Below are 19,878 nucleotides of genomic sequence, written 5' to 3' on the forward strand. Positions count from 1 at the left end.
ACCGTCCCCGCGCGCACACGGCCGCGATAGTCCTTTCTGGACTATGCAGGAAGGTAGGGCGGGGCGCCGCCGGGGTCAACCGGTCGGTAACGGGAATCAGGGCTCGCGACTCTCGACCCACTGCCAGAAATCGACCATCATCCGCTCATACCGGATGCCGAACTCCAGCGCCTCGCGCTGTCCGCGCGTCAGCAACTCGCCCACCTCGCCGGCGAGTCCCTCGTACTCGTCCAGGGTCCGCCGGTGCTCCTCGACCTGGACCGGTGCGTGGACCCGCGGACTCGCCCCGAACCACAGCTTGAGGATGCCGCGTTCGCGCGCCTCCACCGGTACGAAGGCGGGGTCGGCGAGCCAGCCGCGCAGGGCGGCGGCGCCCTCGTCCGTGAGCCTCATCAGGCGCCGGTTGCGGCCACCGGTCTGCCGGACCTCCGAGAGGAGCCCCGCCTCCAGGAGCCGGTCGCACTGGGCGTAGACCTGCGCGTGGGGCATGGACCAGAACGGCGCCACGGTCCGCGCGGCCTCGACCTTCACGTCGTACGGGCTGGCCTCGCCGAGCTTGTCGATGATGCCGAGCACGAGAAAGGAGGGCGTGGTCAACCGGACTTCAGACATACGCCCGACGGTATCGCGCGGGCCCGCCCGGGCGGCCGGGTCCGCCCGAAGGGCCGGGCGGCCGGGACGGGGTCGGTCCAGGCCGCGGTCGTGGCCTACGGGCCGGGTCGCGTGCCACCCGTCTCGAAGAGGCGGGGGACCACCGGATCCGGCAGGGCCGTCGGCTCGAACGACGGGCTGTCGGGCAGGTCGCCGAACAGCCCCTCCGGCCACGCGTCCGGCACGCCCTCCGGCGGCGCCGCCTCCGGGCACAGCAGGTCGCACAGGGCGGTCACGCGGATGAGCCGGAGGATCCACGGCTGGTCGCAGACGAGTCTCCAGCGCCCACCGCGCTGCCGCGTGCGGCCGGCGCAGTGCGCGAGGAGGCCGAGCCCGGTGGCGTCGCAGAAGGTGAGCAGCCGGATGTCGACGGTCAGCGCGTCGGACTCCCGGACGAGCGCGTCCAGCTCGGGCCGCAGGTGCCGTACGAGGACGAGGTCGAGCTCACCGCGGAGGGCGGCGACGGTGAGGTCACCGGTCGAGCGGACCACGAGGTACGGGTCGTGACGGGGGATCAGCTGCATCGGACGCTCCACAGGGTGGCTCCATGTGTAGCTTCGAGCGTGGCCGCCCCGCTCCGGGGAGGGACGTTTCGCCTCGGCCGCTGTCACCTGAATCGGTGAACAGCCGGGCCGCTCGAACTCGCTCGTACGCCCGAATCCCGCCTGCGCGTACGGAGAATCACGGCCTTCTGTCCCGCCGCCCCTCCCTGCGGCGCGGCACGGCACGGCCCCACCCGGAGCCGTCACACGTCCGGCTCCAGGGTGGCGGCGGTGAGTCCGGTATCGCCGGCGCCGATGACGACGGCGTCGAAGTCCGCGCCGGTCACCGCTCACCGTCGGCGGCGGTCTCTCCGGCGCCGGACGCGGCGAGGGCCTCGGCCCTGATGCGGCCGAACTGGGCACCCATGGCCTCGGAGAGCGCCTGGGCGGCGGAGAGCGGCCGGACCATGACCATGAAGTCGTCGATCCTGCCCTCGTCGTCGAAGTGGAGGAAGTCGCAGCCGTTGATCTCCTTGTCCCCGACCTTCGCGGTGAAGACGAGGGCGTGGTCGCGGCCGTCCGCGCCGGCGATCTCGCGCACGTAACGGAAGTCGGTGAAGACGCGGATGACCCCGCGCAGGATCGCGGCGGTGATGGCCTTGCCGGGGTAGGGCCGGAAGGCCACCGGGCTGGTGAAGACGACGTTCTCGGCGAGCATGGCCTCGATGGCGGCGTGGTCCCGGTCCTCGACGGCCTTGCGGAACGGATGCATGACACGACCCCTTATGCAACTTGTTGAATAGGTGCAGGGGCAGCTAACCGCATCCTCCGCGCCGCGTCCAGCGGCCGGCCGCGCCCGGCCGGCCTCCGGACGCTCAGCCCTCCGAGGCCGACGACCGCCGCAGCGGCGGCCGGCTCAGCGTGGTCCACGCCCGCAGCAGCCATTCGACCGGGCCGTAGCGGTGGCGGCGGAGCCACCACCGGCTCACGACGATCTGCGCGGCGAAGAGGGCGAGGGCGATCGCGAGCACCACCGGCGGCGACACCCGGCCCACGAGCCCCGCCCCGTACCCGGTGAACAGCAGCGCGCAGACGAGCGACTGGGTGAGGTACCCGGTGAGGGTCATGCTCCCGACGGGGCCGAGCACGGCGACCACGCGCCCGCCGAACCGGCCCTGGGTGAGCCGGAGCACGGTCGCGGCGTACGCGGCGGCGAGCAGCGGAGCCGTCACGACGTCGATCCCGATGGCGAGGACCTGGTACGCGCTTCCCGGGTGCACAAGCCCCGCGTGGGCGTACAGGACTCCGCCCAGGAGTCCCACCGTGAAGCCGGCCCACTGCAGCCGGATCAGGACGGCCCGATGGCGGGCGAGGTCGCCGAGCGCCCGGGTCCGCCCGGCGGCGAGGCCGAGGAGGAAGGCGGCGAGGGCGGCCGGAGCCTGGAAGAAGACCAGCAGGAAGAGGACGTCGGGCAGCTGCGCCAGGTGCTCGGCGATCACCGATCCGGCGCCGCCGCGCAGGGCCGCAGCCGCGCGCTCGGCCTCGGCGGCCACGCCGGGGTCCACCCCGCCGGCGCCCGCCAGGTGCACGCCCAGGGCGAGCAGGGCGTACAGGGCGGCGGTCACCGCGAAGAGGACCACGGCGGTACGGACGGCGGTGCGGGGCCGGATGCGGTGGAGGGCGAGCAGGATCAGGCCGAGGACGGCGTAGGTGGTGAGGATGTCGCCGGGGAACAGCAGGACCGCGTGCAGGACGCCGAGGACGAGGAGGCCCGCGAGACGGCGGAGGAAGCGGGGCGTGAAGCGGGCGCCGCTCCGTTCGGCGGAGGCCAGTTGGAGGGTGAAGCTGTACCCGAAGAGGAACGAGAACAGCAGGAAGAACTTGGCCTCGAAGAACGTCGCGACGAACCATCCGACGGCGCTGTCGAGCGGCGAGCCGAAGGACGGGTCCTCGATCCCCGAGCCGTGGTAGGTCGACGCCAGGAAACCGATGTTGACGATGAGGATGCCGAGCAGGGCGAACCCGCGCAGGGCGTCGACGTGGGCGAGCCGTGTTCCGGCGCCGGGCGTCGGGGTGTCGGCGGCGCGTTCCGCCGTGGCGTGTGGCTTCATGATCTTCCCCCGTTGACTATCGTTGCAAAAACGCTCGTATCGAGAATGAACGTATTACTATCGATAGCACAAGTCCGCCGCCCGCGCTCCGTCCGGTACGGGGCCGTCACGAGGAGGAACGCCGATGGACCCGCGACCGGTGGTGCGCCGGGGGGTACCCGAGGGCGGTGAGGTCAGGGTCGCCGCGCTGTACTGGGAGGCGTTCGGGCGCAAACTCGGCGCCGCCCTCGACCCGCCCGACAAGGCCCGCGCCTTCCTCGCGGCCCACCTCCACCACGACCGGGGCGTCACCGCGCTCGTCGACGGCGAGGTGGCGGGGGTCGCGGGGTACCGGCTCGACGGGCGCGGACTCACCGGGGGCGGCGCCCGGGACGTCCTCGCCGCGTACGGCGCGGTGCGCGGTCTGCCCCGGCTGGCCCTGCTCGCCCTCCTGGAGCGCCGCCCCGCCGCGCGCGAACTCGTCATGGACGGCATCGCCGTCGCCCCCGAGCACCGGGGCACCGGCATCGGCGGGCTGCTCCTGCGCGAGATCGCGGCCGTGGCCGCCGAGGCCGGCTGCCGGCGCGTCCGGCTCGACGTCATCGACGTCAACCCGCGCGCCCGCGCCCTCTACGAGCGGCACGGCTTCGTCGCCGTACGCACCGAGAAGACCCCCTACCTGCGCGGCCTGATGGGCTTCGGCGCCGTCACGACGATGCGCCGGCCCGTCACGGCGGCCGACGCCCACCCCGACCAGGAGGCCCGATGACCAGCCCCGACACCCTGCCGCCCCACGGAACCGGCGGGACGCACCCGGCCGACGGGGCCGGCGGGACCACCGGCGGCGGCGCCCCCTGGAGCCCCGTCGCCACCCGCACCCTGGTCCACGCCCTCGTCCGCACGGACGGCACCGTCGACGCCGGGGAGCTCTACACCGTCGCCGGGCTCCTCGGCATGTCCGACCAGCAGGTGCGGCTCTGCGTCAAACGGCTTGTCGCGGAGGGCCGGTTCACCCACGAGGGCCGGGGGCGCAAGGCGGTCCTCCGCGCGGTCGCCGACCCCTTGGGGTCGATCGCGCCCGACGTCGGCCACGTCCGCCTCGCCCACCGCCAGGACCACGGGCTCGCGCCCTGGGACGGAACCTGGCACCTCTTCGCCTTCGCCGTCCCGGAGTCCGCCCGGGCCGCCCGCGACGCACTCCGCGACACGCTGCTCGCGCTCGGCTGCGCGCCGCTCCAGGGCGGTCTGTACGTGGCCGCCAACCCGATCGAGCCGCTCGTCGAGGCCCAGGCCGACCACCTCGGCCTGGCCTCCCAGGTCACCTGCCTCACCAGCACCGACCTGCGGGTCGGCGGGCTCGCGGAGCCGCGGGCGCTGGCCGCCGCGCTCTGGCCCCTGGAGGAGATCGCGGACCGGCACACACACCTGGCCGCCTTCGCCCGGTGCTGCCTCGACCGCGCCGAGAGCCCGGAACCCCTGACGGACCCGGAGCGCCTGGCGCTCGCCGTCCAGCTCGCCGCCGCCTTCACCTACGCCATGCGGCCCGACCCCCTGCTGCCGCCCGAACTGCTCCCCCGGCCGTGGCCCGGCGCCTCGGCGCGCGCGCTCTTCGCCACGTCCTGGGCGGCGCTGACGGCCCGACCCGTGTCCGGTCCCGGACCGGACGGTCCGGGATCACCGGATCCCGGACCGTCCGGCTCCCGCTCGCCGCTCCCGCGCCTCTTCGCCCTGTACGAGGACCTCGGCTGACGGCGCGCGGGCGCACGCGGCGCTCAGCCCGCGAAGCGGGCCATCCACGCCTCGACGTCGGCCGCGGAGCGCGGCAGGCCGTCCGACAGGTTCTCGTGGCCGTCCTCGGTGACGACGAGGTCGTCCTCGATGCGGACACCGATCCCGCGCCACTCCTCGGGCACGGTCAGGTCGTCGGGCTGGAAGTAGAGCCCCGGCTCGACGGTGAGCACCATGCCCGGTTCGAGGACGCCGTCGACGTACTCCTCCGTGCGGGCGTGCGCGCAGTCGTGGACGTCCAGGCCGAGCATGTGCCCGGTGCCGGCCATGGTGAAGCGGCGCTGGAGGCCGAGGGCGTACGCGCGGTCCGCGGGGCCCTCGATGAAGCCCCACTCGACGAGGCGGGCGGCGAGGTGGCGCTGGGAGGCCTCGTGGAAGTCGCGGTACGCGGCGCCCGGCTTGACCGCGGCCATGCCGGCCTCCTGGGCCTCGTACACCGCGTCGTAGACCTGGCGCTGGACGGGGGTGAAGGTGCCGCTGATGGGGAGGGTGCGGGTGACGTCGGCGGTGTAGAGGGAGCGGGTCTCCACGCCGGCGTCGAGCAGGAGGAGGTCGCCGGGGCGCACCGGGCCGTCGTTGTCGGTCCAGTGCATGATCGTGGCGTGCTCGCCGGCGGCGCAGATGGAGCCGTAGCCGACGGCGTTGCCCTCCAGGCGGGCCCGGCGGAAGAACGTGCCCTCGATCCACCGCTCGGACGAGGCGACGGCCCGGGACAGCTCGCCGACGCAGTCGGTGAAGCCGCGGACGGTGGAGTCCACGGCCTTGCGCATCTCGCCGATCTCCCAGGCGTCCTTGACCAGCCGGAGGTCGCTGAGCGTCCCCTCCAGTTCGATGTCGCGCTCCTCGTCGGTGGTGACGGCGGCTTCGAGGGCCGGGTCGATCCCGCGGACGATGCGGGTCGGCACACCGGAGCCGGCGGCCAGGTCCTCGACGGCGGTGCGGACGTCACGACAGGGCAGGCCGAGGACGGTCCCGGCCTCCGCGAGGGAGCGGCGCCGGCCCATCCACAGCTCGGCCGTGTAGCCGATCCAGAACTCGTCGTCGTCCCGGCTGTCGCGGGGCAGCTGGTAGCAGTAGGCGTCGTGGCCGCCGTCGGCGCGGGGTTCGAGCACGAGGGCGCCGTCGCGCGCCTGGTCGCCGGTGAGGTGCACGTAGCCGGTGTAGGGGCGGAACGGGTACGTGTCGTCGTTGGAGCGGGTCTTGAGGTTGCCGGAGGGGATCACGAGCCGTTCGCCGGGGAAGCGCGCGGAGAGAGCGGCTCGACGGCGGGCCGCGTACGGGGCCTGCTCGTCGGGTTCGAGACCGTGCCGCTCGGTGTCCGCCCACCCCGACCGCATCAGGGTGGAGAGCTCCTCGGAGAGGCTGCCGTAGAGGCCGTTCTTGCGACCCTTCGCCACGTCCTGCACCTTCTTCCTGCTGGGTTCCTCGCCTGCCGTGGACCGGCGGCCCCCGGAAGGTACTGCGTCCGGCGCGCGCCGGTTGCCGAATACCGCCACTGGCACGGATCGGCCAAAGAGTGCGGGTCCCGGCCCGATAATCGGTGCATGGAGAACGAGAAGCTGGGCGAGGCCCTGCGGTTCCTGGGGATCGGACCCGAGGCCGTCCTGGTCTACCGGAGGCTCCTGGAGCTGGGGCCCGCGCCGCTGGGCGCGGTCGGTGCGGCGGCGGGTCTGGAGGGCGCGGAGCTCGCGGCGGCCTACGGCGAACTGGTCGACTCCGGCCTCGCGAGCGGGGCCGGGCAGGGACCGGACGTGGCCGCGCCGGTGCCGCCCGCCGCCGGCCTGGAGATCCTCGGGCGGCGCCGGGCCGCCGAGCTCGACGCGTCTCGCCTCACCGTCGGGGGCGCCTTCGAGTCGTTCCGGCGGCAGCGGCTCGCCGGGTACCACGACCCGCTGGTGGAGATCGTCACCGGCGACGCGATCGGTCCCCGGATGCGCCAGGCCTGGGCGAGCGCCCGGGAGCAGATCCGGCAGCTCGACTCGCCCCCGTACTTCCCGGTCGAGGGCGCCACGGACGACGCGCTGGCCACGCTCGCGCGCGGGGTGACGCAGCGGGTGGTGTACTCGCGGGAGTCACTGGAGCACCCGGGGCAGCTGGAGCACTCCATCGAGCCGGTCGTCGAGGCCGGAGAGCAGGCGCGGGTGCTCCCGTCGGTGCCGGTGAAGCTCGTGATCATCGACGACGCGTACGCACTGGTCTCCCTGTCGATCAAGGAGACGGACGTCTACACCACGATGCTGGTCGTCCAGCCCTGCGGGCTGCTCTCCGCGCTCGTGGCCCTGTTCGAGCAGGCCTGGCGGACCGCGCTGCCCTTCCATGGCCGCTCGGCCCGGCCGGCGGGGCTGGCGCCCGCCGACCGGCGTCTGCTCCGGCTGCTCGCGGCCGGGGCGAGCGACGACGTCATCGCCCGGGAGATCGGGGTCAGCCGTCGTACGCTCTTCCGCCGGGTGCAGGTCCTGATGGCGCGGCTCGGCGCTACGAGCCGGTTCCAGATGGCGCTGCAGGCGCAGCGCTCGGGGTGGCTGTGAGCGGGCCGGGGATGGTCGGGGCGGCGGTGCGGGTGAGCCGCTGCCACAGGTAGGTGTGGACGAGCGCGCTGTTGTGGGCGGCCTGTTCGTTGTCGCCCGCGCCCGCGTGGCCGCCGCCGGTGTTCTCGTGGAAGAGGACCCGGTGGCCGAGCTCCCGCAGCCGCGCCGCCGCCTTCCGGGCGTGGCCGGGGTGGACGCGGTCGTCCCGGGTGGAGGTCATCAGGAGGACCGGCGGGTACTCCCGGTCGGCCTCGATCCGGTGGTACGGGGAGAGGTCGCGCAGGTGGGGGAGGTCGGCCTCGTCGTCCGGGTCGCCGTACTCGGCGATCCAGGAGGCGCCCGCGAGGAGTTTGTGGAAGCGGGTCATGTCGAGGAGCGGCACCTGGGCGACGATCGCGCCGAACAGCTCCGGGTGACGGGTGAGCATCGCGCCCATCAGCAGGCCGCCGTTGCTGCCTCCCTGCGCGCCCAGCATGGCCGGGGTGGTGATGCCGCGGGCGACGAGGTCCTCGGCGACGGCGGCGAAGTCCTCGAAGGCCCGGGGCCGTTCGGCGCCGAGCGCGGCCTGGTGCCAGTCGGGGCCGTACTCGCCGCCGCCCCGGATGTTGGCGATCACGTGGGTGCCGCCTCGCTCCAGCCAGGCGCGGCCCGTCACGGCGCCGTAGTACGGGGTGAGGGAGACCTCGAAGCCGCCGTAGCCGTAGAGCAGGGTCGGGCCGGGGCCGCCGGTGGTGTGGTCGGGGCCGACGACGAAGTACGGCACGCGCGTGCCGTCCCGGGAGGTCGCGAAGTGCTGGGCGACCGTGAGCCCGGCGGTGTCGAAGCGGTGCGGGGCCTGCTTGAGCACCTCCGAACCGGCGCCGACGCGGCCGAGCCGGAGGGTGGAGGGCTGGAGGAAGCCGGACACGTCGAGGAAGTACTCGTCGGAGACGTCCGGGTCGGTGTCGACGACGCCGACGGCGGACAGCGGCGGCACCCCGACGAGCGGTTCGCGCGTCCATCCGCCGCCTTCGGCGGGGGTGAGGACCTCGATGTGGGTGCTGACGTCCCGCATCGTCTCCAGGACGAGGTGGTTGCGGGTCCAGGTGTGCCCGGCGAGGGCGGTCCGGCGGTCGGGCGTGAACAGCACCTCGGGGGTGCGGTCGCCGGCCAGGAAGGCGTCGAAGTCGAAGGCGAGGAGGGAACCGGTCGGCTGCCCGAGCCACTCGGACTTCGGGGTGACGATCAGGTACCGCCGGTGCGCGTAGGCGACGGCGTCCTCGGGGACGTCGATCCGGACGAGGGTGCCGTCGGGGCGCAGGAGGTGGGTCTCGCTGCGGTAGAAGTCCAGCGAGCGGCCGACGAACTCGCGCTCGAAGCCGGGTGTGGTGTCCCGGTACCCCCAGGCGGAGACGTCCTCCGGCCGGGCCTCGAAGACGGGTTCGGCGTCCTCGACGGGCGTGCCGCGCCGCCAGCGCAGGACGGTGCGGGGGTAGCCGGAGTCGGTCAGGGAGCCGGGGCCGAGGTCCGTGCCGACGAGGACGGCGTCCGGTCCGGCCCAGCCGATCCGGGTCTTCGCCTCGGGCAGCCGGAAGCCGTCGTCGACGAACTCCCGGGTGCCGAGGTCGAACTCGCGGACCACGACGGCGTCCCCGCCGTCGCGGGAGAGCCGGACGAGGGCCCGGTCGTACTCCGGCCGCCGGACGCGCGCCCCGTCCCACACCCACTTCTCGTCCTCGGCGGCGGAGAGCGCGTCGACGTCGAGGAGGACGTCCCACTCGGGCTCGTCCTGCCGGTAGCTCTCCAGGGTGGTACGCCGCCACACCCCGCGCACGTGCTCGGCGTCACGCCAGAAGTTGTAGAGGTGCGCCCCGCGCCGCGCGGTGTACGGGATCCGGTCGGAGGCGTCGAGCACCTCCCGCACGCGCGCCTTCAACGCGTCGAATCCGGCGTCTCCGGCGATCTCCCGGGCCGTCTCCGCGTTCCGCTCGGCGACCCATGCGAGCGCGTCCTCGCCCGAGACGTCCTCGAGCCACAGGTAGGGGTCGTCGTCGCTCACGTTCCGCATGGTTCTACTTCCCGTCCTGGCGCCGCAGTCGTGCCGAGAGGTGGTGCCGGAGGCGGTGGCCGACCGCCGCCATGTCGTGGACGAAGTCGAGCGTGTCGCCGTCCGTCAGGGTGTAGCGGCGGCGGGTCGCCTCGACGTGCTTGGCCGTCGGGGCGAGCGCGACCGTGTGCGTGCCGAGGTCGATCGTGCCGTCCACCGTCCGGCCGACCAGGATCTCGGCGATGCCGGTGGGCTGGGTGATGAGCGCCTCGATGTCACCCTCGGGCTTCAGCCGCCACCAGCCGCTCTCCCGGGCGGCGGGGCGCAGCGGCGCGCCGTCCGCGTCGATCAGCCAGGCGCGCGCCTCGTAGTGGAGGAAGGGGCGGCCGTCGTGGCTGAAGGTGACCTCCTGCGCGTACGTGAACTCCTCGGCCAGCGTCGGGTACCCGCCGCGGCCCCGTCCGGTCCAGGTGCCGAGCAGTCCCGCCACCGGCGCGAGCAGCTCGTGCGGGGCGGGTGCCCCGTCCGGCCGGAGGGCGTCGGGGTACGGGTGCTGCCGGTCGCGGTCGGTCATGGTGCGCGCTCCTGGGTCGAGGCCTGTGCCGGAGGGCAGCTTAGGTCGTCGACTCCCCGGGCGGCGGCCCGCCCGGGTGCGGTTCACCCGGGCGCGGCGCGTCTCGCCGTGGCGTTCCCCGGCGCTATCCCCGGCTGCGTACCAGCAGGTAGAGGAAGTACGGGGTGCCGATGACCGCGGTCATCATGCCCGCGCCGAGCTGGGCCGGGGCGATCACCGTGCGGCCCACCAGGTCGGCGGTGCAGACCAGGACGGCGCCGAGGAGGACCGCGACCGGCACCACGCGCGCGTGGTGCCGGCCCACGAGGGCGCGGGCCGCGTGCGGTGCGACGAGTCCCACGAAGCCGATCGCGCCGGCGGCCGCGACCGCGGTGGCGGTGAGCAGCACGGCGAGGGCGAGGAAGCCGAGGCGGGCTCGTCCCAGGCCGAGGCCGAGGAGGCGCGGGGTGTCCTCGTCGAGCGAGACGAGGTCGAGTTCGGTGCGCCGGGCGGCCGCGACGGCCACGCCCACGACGAGGACCACGGCGAGGGGCACCACGTCGGGCAGGGACCGCCCGTAGGTGGAGCCCGAGAGCCAGGTGAGGGCCTTCGTGGCGTTGAACGGGTCGGTGAGGATGATCAGGAGGCTGATCAGTGCGGCGGCGGCGATGGCGACGCCGATGCCGACGAGGACGAGCCGGTTCTGCTGGAAGCCTCCCCGCGCGGCGAGTCCGAAGACGAGGACGGAGCTGGCGGCGGCGCCCGCGAACGCGGATCCGGCGATGCCCCACGAACCGGCCAGGGGCACGGTGGTCACGAAGAGGATCGCGCCGAGCGCGGCGCCGCCGGAGACGCCCAGGATGCCGGGTTCGGCGAGCGGGTTGCGGGTGACGGCCTGGACGAGCGTGCCGGCCAGGGCGAGCGCGGCGCCCGCGAGGAGGGCGGCGAGGACGCGGGGCACCCGGGTGTCGAGGACGAAGGTGACGGTCCGGCCGGCCTGTCCCTGGGCCCAGTTGACGACATCGCCGAGGAGGAGCTTGCTGTCGCCGAGGAGGATGCCGGCGACGGCGACGCCGGCCAGGACGGCCACCAGGACGGCGGTGGTGGTGAGGAAGCGGGTCCGGCTCCTGATGTGGAGACGGTCGGTGGCGGTGGTGCCGGCCGTGTCGCGGACGCGGATGGCCATGACGATCAGGAAGACCGCGCCGACGAGGCTGGTGACCACGCCGGTGGGCACGGCGACCGCCACGTCCGCCGGGACGAGGGCCCGCAGCAGGACGTCGGAGCTGAGCACGAGGGCGGCGCCGACGAGTCCGGCGACGGGCAGGAAGCCCCGGGAGCGGGTGAAGCCGCGGAACCTGCGGGCGAGGGGCCGGACGAGCGCGGGGGCGCACAGACCGACGTAGCCGACGGGTCCGGCGAGGGTGACGGCGGCCGTGGAGAGCAGGGCCGCGAGGACGACGGCGGTGACCCGGGTGGCCCGGACGGGGACGCCGAGCCCGCGGGCGGCGTCGTCGCCCAGGGCGAGGGCGTCGACCCGGCGGGCGAGGAGCAGCAGTCCGACGAGTCCGACGAGGGCGATCGGGGCCATCTGCAGGACGCCGTCGAAGCCGTTCTGGGAGATGCTGCCCTGGTTCCACTGGAAGAGGCCCTCGGTCTCCGCGGGGAACAGCAGGAGCAGGCCTTCGGTGACGGCGGTGAGGCCGAGGGTGAGGGCGCTGCCCGCGAGGACGAGGCGGACGGTTCCGGCGCCCAGGCCCGAGAGGGCGAGGACGACGGCCGCGGCGGCGAGACCGCCGGCGAACGCGAACGCCGAGGAGGCGAACAGCGGCAGCGAGAGGCCGAAGGCGGCGGTGAGGCCGAGCGCGAAGTAGGAGCCCGCGTTGACGGCCAGGGTGTCGGGCGAGGCGAGGACGTTGCGGCTGACGGCCTGGAGGGCGGCGCCCGCCATGCCGAGGACGGCGCCGACCAGAAGGCCGGCGGTCATCCTGGGCAGGCGGGAGGCGACGACGACGGACGCGTCGGCCGGATCGGCCTGGCCCGTGAACGCCTTCCACACCTCGGGGGCGCCGACCGCGGCCGTGCCCTGCGTGATGTCCACGAGGGCGAGCGCGACGACGAGGAGCAGCAGGGCGGCCGTCACCGCGGCCGCGCCGGTCCGGGACGGGGCCGTCTGCGGACGGGTGGCGGGAGTGGTTGCGGTGACGGCCATGGTGCTACTTCGTCAGGGCGGCGACGAGGGAGTCGACGTACTTGCTCATCGACTGCGGGCCACCGAACATCCAGATGCCGTCGGGCAGGCGGTGCACGTTGCCCTTCTTGACGAACGGCAGGGACGTCCACACCTTGTCCTTGGCGAGGACGCCGGTGAACGGGGTGCTGCCGGCGTCGCCGTCGTTGCCGACGTAGGCGAACTGGACGTCACCGAGCTTGGTGAGGCCCTCGACGTCGGTGGTGCCGAGGCCGTAGGCCGGGTCGCCCTTGACGGTCCAGGCGCTCTTCAGGCCGAGCTTCTCGCTGACCGCGCCGATCAGCGAACCGCTGGTGTAGGGGCGGATCGAGACCTGGTTGGACATGACGTAGCCGTCGGCGAAGGCGTACTTGGTCCCGGCGAGACCGGCGTCGGCGAGCTTCTTCTTGCCCTCGTCGAGCTTCGCCTGGAACTGCTTCTTCAGCTCGTCGGACTTGGCCGTGGTGCCGGTCGCCTGGGCGATGGCGTCCAGGTCCGCGTTCATCCGGCCGATCGGGTCGGCGGCGTCGGCGGCCTTGAGCGTCAGGACCGGGGCGACCTTGCGCAGCTGCTTGACGGCGGCCGGCGGCAGGTCGGTGGTGGCGACGATGAGGTCGGGCTTCAGGGCGGCGACCGTCTCGACGCTGGGCTCGCCGCGGGTGCCGATGTCCTTGGGCTCGTTCTTGAGCGGGACGGCGGTGTCCCAGGTCTTGTAGCCCTTGACGTCGGCGACACCGACCGGGTCGACGCCCAGCGTGATCAGGTGCTCGACGACGTTCCACTCGGTGCCGACGACCTTCTTGGCGGGGCCGTCGAGCTCGACCTTCACGCCCGTGGAGTCGGTGAGGGTGATGCGCTCGGTGGTCTTCTTGGCGTCGTCGGCGGCGGGCTCGGTGGTGCCACAGGCGGACAGGGCGAGAGCCGCGGTGGTGGCGGCCGCCGCGGTGAGGACGATTCGTCTCATGATGTGGTGCTGAGCCTTTCGCTTCGCGAGTGGTGGCGGCCTATCGCACGGGTGCGCAGCCGGCCGGTGAGGGGGTCGTTGTCGACCTCGATGCGGATGCCGTACGTGTCGGTCAGCCGCTCGGGCGTGAGGACGTCCGAGGGGCTGCCGTCGGCGACGACCCGTCCCGCGTCGAGCAGGACGATCCGGTCGGCGACGGCGGCCGCCTGGTCGAGGTCGTGCAGGACGGCGCCCACGGCGATGCCGTGATCGTCCGCCAGGTCGCGCATGAGGTCGAGGAGTTCGACCTGGTAGCGCAGGTCCAGATAGGTGGTCGGTTCGTCGAGCAGCAGGACGCCCGTCTGCTGGGCGAGGCAGCCGGCGAGCCAGACGCGCTGGAGCTGGCCGCCGGAGAGGTGCTCCGCACCGCGCCCCGCCAGTTCCGTGACGCCGGTCATGGCGAGCGCGCGGTCCACCGCGGCCGTGCCGTCCGGGTCGGCCTTGCCCCAGCGGCCCCGGTAGGGGTAGCGGCCGAACTCGACCACGTCCCGCACGGTCAGCCCGCTGGGGGTGGGGCGTCCCTGCGTGAGCAGGGCGACGTGACGCGAGAACTCACGGGGGCTCAGCGCGAGGCCGTCGGTGGCGCCGTCGAGGACGAGCGCGGCGGTCCGGGGCTGCTGAAGCCGTGCGATCGTGCGCAGCAGCGTCGACTTGCCGCTGCCGTTCGGCCCGACGAGCACGGTCACTTCGCCGGGGCGCAGCGTCATGGAGGCGTCGTGGACGACATCGACGCCTTCGTACGCCACGGTGACACCCGTGGCCGAGAGTTCATGACCGCGGGGACGGGGAGTCGTGTCGGTCTCTTCACCTGCTTGCACGTCGCAGAGGTTAGCCTAACCTTATCGATAGGTAAAAGAGAGCCTGCGGTCTCGGCCACAAGAAGGAATCCGGCCAACATCACGCCGCGCCGTCGCACACCTCCTCCCGGGCTCCCCCGTCCATGGTCCGAGACACCATTGACCCCGCGCCCGGCCGCCGCTACGTTCGCGCCATGTTGCGTACAGCCCTGCTCACCACGCGCGGTCACATCGACCTGCTGCGGGTGGCCTCCGCCGCGTGTCGCCGCGGCTGCTGACGCCCCTCACCGCTCCGACCCCTTCGGCGCGCTGACACCTCCTCGGCACCCCGACGCTCCTCCGGTGCCCTGACAGGTCTCGGCTCCCGCGCCGTTCGGCGTTCCGGCGCGCCCCGGCGTACCGACAGGTCCCGGCGCCCCGACGCGTCCCGGACCCCGCCACCCCCACCGCACTCCGCCCACCGTGTACGCGCACCGCCCCGCGCCCACGGTCGCCGGCGCGCACCCACGCCTCCTCCGCCCCGGAGTCCGCCATGACGGTCGACCACGCCCCGCCCCACTCCCCGACCGACCCCTCACCCCCGCCGGACCTCACGCCCCCGCCGGACGTCGAGTCCCTCACCCCCGATCGCGCGCCGGGCCGCCGCCCCGCCGTTCCCCGCTGGCTGCGCCGCACCGTCGGGCCCGTGCTGCTCCTCGCGCTCTGGCAGGTCTCCAGCGCGACGGGGGTCCTGCCGGCCGACGCGCTGGCCTCGCCCGGCACGATCGCCCGCGCCGCCGGCGAGCTGATAGCCGACGGGACGCTGCCGACCGCGATGGGCGTCTCCCTGCGGCGCGTCGCCGTCGGGCTGCTGCTCGGCGGGTTCGTCGGGATCGCGCTGGCCCTGGTGTCCGGGCTCTCGCGGCTCGGTGAGGACCTCGTCGACGCCCCGGTCCAGATGCTGCGGACCGTCCCCTGGGTCGGCCTCATCCCGCTCCTCATCATCTGGCTGGGGATCGGGGAGGCGCCCAAGGTGGCGCTCATCGCGCTCGGCGTCGCCTTCCACCTCTATCTCAACGTGTACGCCGGAATCCGCGGCGTGGACGCCCAACTCGTCGAAGCCGGACAGTCCCTGGGGCTCGGGCGCTGGGGTCTCGTCCGGCACGTCGTGCTGCCGGGCGCGCTGCCCGGCGCCATGACCGGCCTGCGCTACTCCCTCGCCACGGCCTGGCTCGCGCTGGTCTTCGGCGAGTCCATCAACGCGGACGCCGGCATCGGCTTCCTCATGAACCAGGCGCGGGAGTTCTTCCGCACCGACGTGATCGTCGTCTGCCTGGTCGTCTACGCCTTCCTCGGCCTGCTCGCCGACGCCGTCGTCCGCACTCTCGAAAGGCTGCTGCTGCAATGGCGACCGACCTTCACCGGGCAGTGACCGTCCAGGGTCTCACCCGTTCCTTCGACGGACGGCCGGTCGTCGACGGCCTCGATCTGACCCTGCGGGCCGGGCAGTTCACGGCGCTCCTCGGCCACAGCGGCTGCGGCAAGTCCACCCTCCTCCGGGTCCTCGCGGGGCTCGACCGGGAGATCTCCGGCACCGTCCTCGTCCCGCGCCGCCGCGCCGTCGCCTTCCAGGCGCCACGGCTCATGCCGTGGAAGCGGGTGTGGCGCAACGTCCTGCTCGGGCTGCCCGGGAAGCCGGGCCGGCCGGTCGCCGAGAAGGCCCTGGAGGAGGTCGGGCTCGGCCACCGCTCCGGTGCCTGGCCCAAGACGCTCTCCGGCGGCGAGGCCCAACGGGCCTCCCTCGCACGGGCCCTGGTACGGGACCCGGATCTGCTGCTGCTCGACGAGCCGTTCGGCGCGCTCGACGCGCTGACCCGGATCAAGGCGCAGCGGCTCGTGGCCGAGCTGTGGCAGCGGCGCGGCTGCACGGTCCTGCTCGTGACCCACGACGTGGACGAGGCGCTGCTGCTCGCCGACCGGGCCCTGGTGATGCGGGACGGCGTCATCGCGTACGACACCGCCGTCGACCTGGACCGTCCCCGCTCCCCCGGAGATCCCGCGCTCGCCGCGCTCCGGACCCGCCTTCTCGGCGAACTCGGCGTCAGCGAGAGCGAGTTCGGCGACCGCGTCGCCTGAACCCCGCCGCCCGCCCCTGCCCCCCGTCCTCCCACCCCCTGGAGCGATACCCGTGAAGTCCTTCCGCCTGTCCACCGCCGCCGCCCTGCTCGTACCGCTGGCGCTCCTCGCCTCCGCCTGCTCCGGTGCCTCCGCCGCCGGCCAGGGCTCGAACTCCGACGGCAAGGGCTCCCTCGTCCTGAGGGTCGGCGACCAGAAGGGCGGCGCCGAGGCGCTGCTCCGGGCCGCGGGCGAGCTCGACGACCTCCCCTACCGGATCACCTGGTCGACGTTCACCTCCGGACCACCCCTGCTCGAAGCGGTGAACGCGAAAGCCGTCGACATCGGCTCCGTCGGCAACACCCCGCCCGTCTTCGCCGCGGGCGCCGACTCCAAGATCACCGTGGTCGCCGCGACCCACAGCGACTCCGCGGGCGAGGCGATCCTCGTCCCGAAGGACTCCCCGCTGCGCACCGCGCGGGACCTGAAGGGCAGGAAGGTCGCCGTCGCCCAGGGCAGCTCCGCCCACTTCCAGCTGATCGCCTCGCTCGCGAAGGCGGGACTGAAGCTCGACGACGTCCAGGTCACCCTGCTGCAACCGGCCGACGCGCTCGCCGCGTTCACCAGCGGCAAGGTGGACGCCTGGGCGGTCTGGGACCCGTACACCTCGCAGGTCCTGCTCAGCGGCAAGGGCCGGGTCCTCACCGACGGCCGCGGGGTCGTCAACGGGCTCGGCTTCCAGGTCGCCGCCCCCTCCGCGCTCGCCGACAAGGAGAAGGCCAAGGCCGTCGGCGACCTGATCGAGCGGCTGCGGCGCGCCCAGGACTGGGTGTTCGAGCACCCCGAGGCCTGGGCGAAGGTCTGGGCGAAGGAGACCGGACTGCCGTACGAGGTGGCCCTGGCCGCCGTGAAGCGCAGCAACGGGACCCGCGTGCCGGTCGCCCTCGACGAGGCGGCGATCGCCTCCGAGCAGAAGATCGCCGACACCTTCGCCGCCCTCGGTCTCATCCCCCGCACGTTCCGCTTCGCCGACTACGTGGACACCCGCTTCAACAAGGACCTGCCGCCGTCGACCACCCCGGCGCGCAGCTACGGAAAGGCCTCCTCATGACCGTCCATCTGCACTGGTTCCTGCCGACCGGCGGCGACGGCCGCACCCTCGTCGACCGGCACGCCTACACGGACGGCGGCATCACCCGCGACCGGACCGTGTCGGGGGTCCGGGCGCCCGACATCGACTATCTGATCCAGATCGCCAAGGCGGCCGAGCAGTTGGGCTTCGAGGCCGTGCTGACCCCGACCGGGACGTGGTGCGAGGACGCCTGGCTGACGACGGTGGCGCTCGCCCAGCACACCGAACGGCTCAAGTTCCTGGTGGCGTTCCGGCCGGGGGTGATCTCGCCGGTGCTCGCGGCCCAGATGGCGTCCACGTACCAGCGGATCACCCGGGGCCGGCTCCTTCTCAACGTGGTGACCGGCGGCGACTCGGCCGAGCAGCGCCGCTTCGGCGACCATCTCGACCACGACCGGCGGTACGCGCGGACGGCCGAGTTCCTGTCGGTCGTGCGGGGCGCGTGGGGCGGGCGGCCGTTCGACTACGAGGGCGAGCACTTCCGGATCGAGGGCGGACTGACCGCGCTGCCGCCGGACCCGCTGCCCGAGATCTTCTTCGGCGGCTCCTCCGCCGCGGCGGGTCCGGTGGCGGCGGAGCACGCGGACGTCTATCTGACCTGGGGCGAGCCGCCGTGGCAGGTCAAGGAGAAAATCGACTGGATTCGCTCCCTCGCGGAGGAGCGCGGCCGGACGGTCCGCTTCGGGATCCGGCTGCACACGATCTCCCGCGACTCCTCCCGCGAGGCCTGGGCGACCGCCGACCGGCTGCTCTCCGACCTCGACCCCGAGACGGTGGCCGCCGCGCAGGCGCTGCTCGGCCGGAGCGAGTCGGTCGGCCAGCAGCGGATGCTGGCGCTGCACCAGGGCGGCTCCCTCGGCCGCGACCAGCTGGAGATCTCGCCGAACCTGTGGGCGGGGGTGGGGCTCGTACGGGGTGGGGCCGGTACCGCGCTGGTCGGCAGTCACGCCGATGTCGCGGACCGGATCGAGGAGTACCACGACCTGGGCGTGGAGCACTTCGTCCTGTCCGGCTACCCGCACCTGGAGGAGGCGTACTGGTTCGGCGAGGGCGTCCGGCCGGAGCTGGCGGCGCGCGGCCTGCTGCCGACGGCCCTGCCCTCCCCGCTGCTCGGCGTCCCCGCCGCGAACGGCCGCCCGGCCTCTGCCCCGGGAGGCGCGCCGCTGCTCGTCCCCGGCGGGCGGTAGGAGGCGGGCCGGTAGCAGGCCGACCGGTGGCAGGCAGGCGGGCCGGTGGGGGCGCGGGAAGATCCGCGCCCCCGCCCCTGTTGGTAGAACCGTGAACGAATTCGGGGTCGAAACGGTGGCGGGGGTCGAGGCCGTGGCAGCGGACGCGCGGCGGCCCAGGACGGTGGACGTGGTGGTCGTCGGCGCCGGACAGGCGGGCCTCTCGGCCGCCTTCCACCTGCGCCGGGCCGGCCTGGAGCCCGACCGGGACTTCGTCGTCCTCGACCACGCCCCGCGGGCGGGCGGCGCCTGGCAGTTCCGCTGGCCCTCCCTCACGTACGGCAAGGTCCACGGGATGCACGCGCTGCCCGGCATGGAGCTGACCGGCGCCGACCCCGCCCGCCCCTCGTCGGAGGTGATCGGCACGTACTTCGACACCTACGAGCAGACCTTCGACCTGCGGATCCACCGCCCCGTCGACGTCACCGCCGTCCGGGAGGGCGAAGCCGGTCGGCTGCTCGTGGAGACCTCCGAGGGTCCCTACGCCACCCGCGCCCTGATCAACGCCACCGGCACCTGGGACCGCCCCTTCTGGCCGCGCTACCCCGGCCAGGAGACCTTCCGGGGCAGCCAGCTGCACACCGCCGGCTATCCGGGCCCGGAGGGGTTCGCGGGGAAGCGGGTGCTCGTCGTAGGCGGCGGGGCCTCCGGCACGCAGCACCTCATGGAGATCGCGGACGTCGCCGCCGAGACCTTCTGGGTGACGCGGCGCGAGCCCGTCTTCCGCGAGGGCCCCTTCGGCGAGGCGGAGGGCCGGGCGGCCGTGGCGCTCGTCGAGGAGCGCGTACGGCTCGGGCTGCCTCCCCAGAGCGTCGTCTCGGTCACCGGGCTCCCCGTCAACGACGCGATCCGCGCGGCACGCGCGCGCGGGATCCTGGACCGGCTGCCGATGTTCGACCGGATCACCCCGACCGGTGTGGCCTGGGACGACGGCGGGACCGTCGACGTGGACGTGATCCTCTGGGCGACGGGCTTCCGGGCGGCGATCGACCATCTGACCCCGCTGCGGCTGCGCGAACCGGGCGGCGGCATCCGGGTCGAGGGGACGCGCGCGGTCCGGGACGAGCGCGTCCACCTCGTCGGCTACGGCCCCTCGGCGTCGACGATCGGCGCCAACCGGGCGGGCCGCGCGGCCGTCGCCGACATCCGCCGCCTGCTCCGCCGCGACCCGGCCACCGGCACTCCGGCGGCCACCCCGGTCGTCACGGCCTGACTCCGGCCGTACCTGAGGCCCCGGGTTCCGGGGCCTCAGGTACGGCCCCCGGGTTCCGAGGCCCC

General features: G+C 74.0%; 19 protein-coding genes. 9 read left to right on the plus strand and 10 right to left on the minus strand.

Annotated elements, in window-relative coordinates:
* Nucleotides 1-96: 96 nt before the first annotated feature.
* The 4 genes from ABT129_RS07515 to ABT129_RS07530 all read right to left on the minus strand — a co-directional run bounded on the left by ABT129_RS07515 (nucleotide 97) and on the right by ABT129_RS07530 (nucleotide 3,244).
* A complete protein-coding gene (locus ABT129_RS07515; RefSeq protein WP_351897787.1) occupies nucleotides 97-612 on the minus strand; it encodes a helix-turn-helix transcriptional regulator in 516 nt (171 codons plus the stop codon).
* Between the two features lie 95 nt (nucleotides 613-707).
* The gene (locus tag ABT129_RS07520) at nucleotides 708-1,175 is read right to left on the minus strand and encodes an STAS domain-containing protein (RefSeq protein WP_351897789.1); all 468 of its coding nucleotides are present in this window, start codon (nucleotides 1,173-1,175) and stop codon (nucleotides 708-710) included.
* Between the two features lie 301 nt (nucleotides 1,176-1,476).
* Nucleotides 1,477-1,905: a nuclear transport factor 2 family protein gene (locus ABT129_RS07525; protein ID WP_351897791.1), complete on the minus strand. Its 429-nt coding sequence runs from the start codon at nucleotides 1,903-1,905 to the stop codon at nucleotides 1,477-1,479.
* Nucleotides 1,906-2,008: 103 nt separating this feature from the next.
* The gene (locus ABT129_RS07530; RefSeq protein WP_351897793.1) at nucleotides 2,009-3,244 is read right to left on the minus strand and encodes a DUF418 domain-containing protein; all 1,236 of its coding nucleotides are present in this window, start codon (nucleotides 3,242-3,244) and stop codon (nucleotides 2,009-2,011) included.
* A gap of 124 nt (nucleotides 3,245-3,368) precedes the next feature.
* On the opposite strand from ABT129_RS07530, the gene ABT129_RS07535 reads away from it, so the two are divergent.
* Both ABT129_RS07535 and ABT129_RS07540 read left to right on the plus strand, forming a co-directional pair.
* Nucleotides 3,369-3,992, plus strand: coding sequence for a GNAT family N-acetyltransferase (locus ABT129_RS07535; RefSeq protein WP_351897795.1), 624 nt, complete (start codon nucleotides 3,369-3,371; stop codon nucleotides 3,990-3,992).
* Nucleotides 3,989-4,972 carry a PaaX family transcriptional regulator C-terminal domain-containing protein gene (locus ABT129_RS07540; protein ID WP_351897798.1) on the plus strand — a complete coding sequence of 328 codons (984 nt, stop codon included), beginning with the start codon at nucleotides 3,989-3,991 and terminating at the stop codon, nucleotides 4,970-4,972. The genes ABT129_RS07535 and ABT129_RS07540 overlap by 4 nt, the downstream gene beginning before the upstream one ends.
* A 23-nt stretch (nucleotides 4,973-4,995) precedes the next feature.
* Here the strand turns inward: ABT129_RS07540 and ABT129_RS07545 are convergent, their stop codons facing one another.
* Nucleotides 4,996-6,408: an aminopeptidase P family protein gene (locus ABT129_RS07545; RefSeq protein ID WP_351897800.1), complete on the minus strand. Its 1,413-nt coding sequence runs from the start codon at nucleotides 6,406-6,408 to the stop codon at nucleotides 4,996-4,998.
* A 147-nt stretch (nucleotides 6,409-6,555) separates the two neighbouring features.
* Here ABT129_RS07545 and ABT129_RS07550 point away from each other — a divergent pair, with 147 nt between their 5' ends.
* Nucleotides 6,556-7,539 carry a helix-turn-helix transcriptional regulator gene (locus ABT129_RS07550; RefSeq protein ID WP_351897801.1) on the plus strand — a complete coding sequence of 328 codons (984 nt, stop codon included), beginning with the start codon at nucleotides 6,556-6,558 and terminating at the stop codon, nucleotides 7,537-7,539.
* Here ABT129_RS07550 and ABT129_RS07555 read toward each other — a convergent pair.
* The 5 genes from ABT129_RS07555 to ABT129_RS07575 form a co-directional block, all read right to left on the minus strand.
* Nucleotides 7,487-9,586, minus strand: a complete 2,100-nt coding sequence (locus ABT129_RS07555) for a prolyl oligopeptidase family serine peptidase (protein WP_351897804.1) — start codon at nucleotides 9,584-9,586, stop codon at nucleotides 7,487-7,489. The two genes, ABT129_RS07550 and ABT129_RS07555, sit on opposite strands and share 53 nt — an antisense overlap.
* Before the next feature lie 4 nt (nucleotides 9,587-9,590).
* Nucleotides 9,591-10,139, minus strand: a complete 549-nt coding sequence (locus ABT129_RS07560; RefSeq protein WP_351897806.1) for a nitrobindin family protein — start codon at nucleotides 10,137-10,139, stop codon at nucleotides 9,591-9,593.
* 124 nt (nucleotides 10,140-10,263) lie between these two features.
* A complete protein-coding gene (locus tag ABT129_RS07565) occupies nucleotides 10,264-12,330 on the minus strand; it encodes an iron ABC transporter permease (protein WP_351897808.1) in 2,067 nt (688 codons plus the stop codon).
* 4 nt (nucleotides 12,331-12,334) lie between these two features.
* Nucleotides 12,335-13,312 carry an ABC transporter substrate-binding protein gene (locus ABT129_RS07570; protein ID WP_351897811.1) on the minus strand — a complete coding sequence of 326 codons (978 nt, stop codon included), beginning with the start codon at nucleotides 13,310-13,312 and terminating at the stop codon, nucleotides 12,335-12,337.
* Nucleotides 13,309-14,169 carry an ABC transporter ATP-binding protein gene (locus tag ABT129_RS07575; RefSeq protein ID WP_351897812.1) on the minus strand — a complete coding sequence of 287 codons (861 nt, stop codon included), beginning with the start codon at nucleotides 14,167-14,169 and terminating at the stop codon, nucleotides 13,309-13,311. Before ABT129_RS07575 ends, ABT129_RS07570 begins: the two co-directional genes overlap by 4 nt.
* Nucleotides 14,170-14,342: 173 nt before the next feature.
* Here ABT129_RS07575 and ABT129_RS07580 point away from each other — a divergent pair, with 173 nt between their 5' ends.
* The 6 genes from ABT129_RS07580 (at nucleotide 14,343) to ABT129_RS07605 (ending at nucleotide 19,813) form a co-directional block, all read left to right on the plus strand.
* Nucleotides 14,343-14,426, plus strand: a complete 84-nt coding sequence (locus tag ABT129_RS07580; RefSeq protein WP_351816447.1) for a putative leader peptide — start codon at nucleotides 14,343-14,345, stop codon at nucleotides 14,424-14,426.
* A gap of 254 nt (nucleotides 14,427-14,680) precedes the next feature.
* Nucleotides 14,681-15,559: an ABC transporter permease gene (locus tag ABT129_RS07585; RefSeq protein WP_351897815.1), complete on the plus strand. Its 879-nt coding sequence runs from the start codon at nucleotides 14,681-14,683 to the stop codon at nucleotides 15,557-15,559.
* Nucleotides 15,532-16,263, plus strand: coding sequence for an ABC transporter ATP-binding protein (locus tag ABT129_RS07590; RefSeq protein ID WP_351897817.1), 732 nt, complete (start codon nucleotides 15,532-15,534; stop codon nucleotides 16,261-16,263). The genes ABT129_RS07585 and ABT129_RS07590 overlap by 28 nt, the downstream gene beginning before the upstream one ends.
* 52 nt (nucleotides 16,264-16,315) lie before the next feature.
* A complete protein-coding gene (locus ABT129_RS07595; protein WP_351897819.1) occupies nucleotides 16,316-17,353 on the plus strand; it encodes an ABC transporter substrate-binding protein in 1,038 nt (345 codons plus the stop codon).
* Nucleotides 17,350-18,561 carry an LLM class flavin-dependent oxidoreductase gene (locus ABT129_RS07600; protein WP_351897822.1) on the plus strand — a complete coding sequence of 404 codons (1,212 nt, stop codon included), beginning with the start codon at nucleotides 17,350-17,352 and terminating at the stop codon, nucleotides 18,559-18,561. The genes ABT129_RS07595 and ABT129_RS07600 overlap by 4 nt, the downstream gene beginning before the upstream one ends.
* Nucleotides 18,562-18,694: 133 nt before the next feature.
* The gene (locus tag ABT129_RS07605; RefSeq protein WP_502981689.1) at nucleotides 18,695-19,813 is read left to right on the plus strand and encodes an NAD(P)-binding domain-containing protein; all 1,119 of its coding nucleotides are present in this window, start codon (nucleotides 18,695-18,697) and stop codon (nucleotides 19,811-19,813) included.
* Nucleotides 19,814-19,878: the final 65 nt, after the last annotated feature.

Source organism: Streptomyces sp. NPDC002057, assembly GCF_040296665.1.
In the GTDB taxonomy this organism is placed as follows: domain Bacteria; phylum Actinomycetota; class Actinomycetes; order Streptomycetales; family Streptomycetaceae; genus Streptomyces.

Bases quoted from the DNA above. Each gene is read 5' to 3' on its own strand.
- ABT129_RS07600 (WP_351897822.1), top strand. From the start codon at position 17,350: ATGACCGTCCATCTGCACTGGTTCCTGCCGACCGGCGGCGACGGCCGC.
- ABT129_RS07585 (WP_351897815.1), top strand. From the start codon at position 14,681: ATGACGGTCGACCACGCCCCGCCCCACTCCCCGACCGACCCCTCACCC.
- ABT129_RS07550 (WP_351897801.1), top strand. From the start codon at position 6,556: ATGGAGAACGAGAAGCTGGGCGAGGCCCTGCGGTTCCTGGGGATCGGA.
- ABT129_RS07570 (WP_351897811.1), bottom strand. From the start codon at position 13,312: ATGAGACGAATCGTCCTCACCGCGGCGGCCGCCACCACCGCGGCTCTC.
- ABT129_RS07560 (WP_351897806.1), bottom strand. From the start codon at position 10,139: ATGACCGACCGCGACCGGCAGCACCCGTACCCCGACGCCCTCCGGCCG.
- ABT129_RS07515 (WP_351897787.1), bottom strand. From the start codon at position 612: ATGTCTGAAGTCCGGTTGACCACGCCCTCCTTTCTCGTGCTCGGCATC.
- ABT129_RS07540 (WP_351897798.1), top strand. From the start codon at position 3,989: ATGACCAGCCCCGACACCCTGCCGCCCCACGGAACCGGCGGGACGCAC.
- ABT129_RS07555 (WP_351897804.1), bottom strand. From the start codon at position 9,586: ATGCGGAACGTGAGCGACGACGACCCCTACCTGTGGCTCGAGGACGTC.
- ABT129_RS07580 (WP_351816447.1), top strand. From the start codon at position 14,343: ATGTTGCGTACAGCCCTGCTCACCACGCGCGGTCACATCGACCTGCTG.
- ABT129_RS07525 (WP_351897791.1), bottom strand. From the start codon at position 1,905: ATGCATCCGTTCCGCAAGGCCGTCGAGGACCGGGACCACGCCGCCATC.
- ABT129_RS07565 (WP_351897808.1), bottom strand. From the start codon at position 12,330: ATGGCCGTCACCGCAACCACTCCCGCCACCCGTCCGCAGACGGCCCCG.
- ABT129_RS07530 (WP_351897793.1), bottom strand. From the start codon at position 3,244: ATGAAGCCACACGCCACGGCGGAACGCGCCGCCGACACCCCGACGCCC.
- ABT129_RS07590 (WP_351897817.1), top strand. From the start codon at position 15,532: ATGGCGACCGACCTTCACCGGGCAGTGACCGTCCAGGGTCTCACCCGT.
- ABT129_RS07520 (WP_351897789.1), bottom strand. From the start codon at position 1,175: ATGCAGCTGATCCCCCGTCACGACCCGTACCTCGTGGTCCGCTCGACC.
- ABT129_RS07535 (WP_351897795.1), top strand. From the start codon at position 3,369: ATGGACCCGCGACCGGTGGTGCGCCGGGGGGTACCCGAGGGCGGTGAG.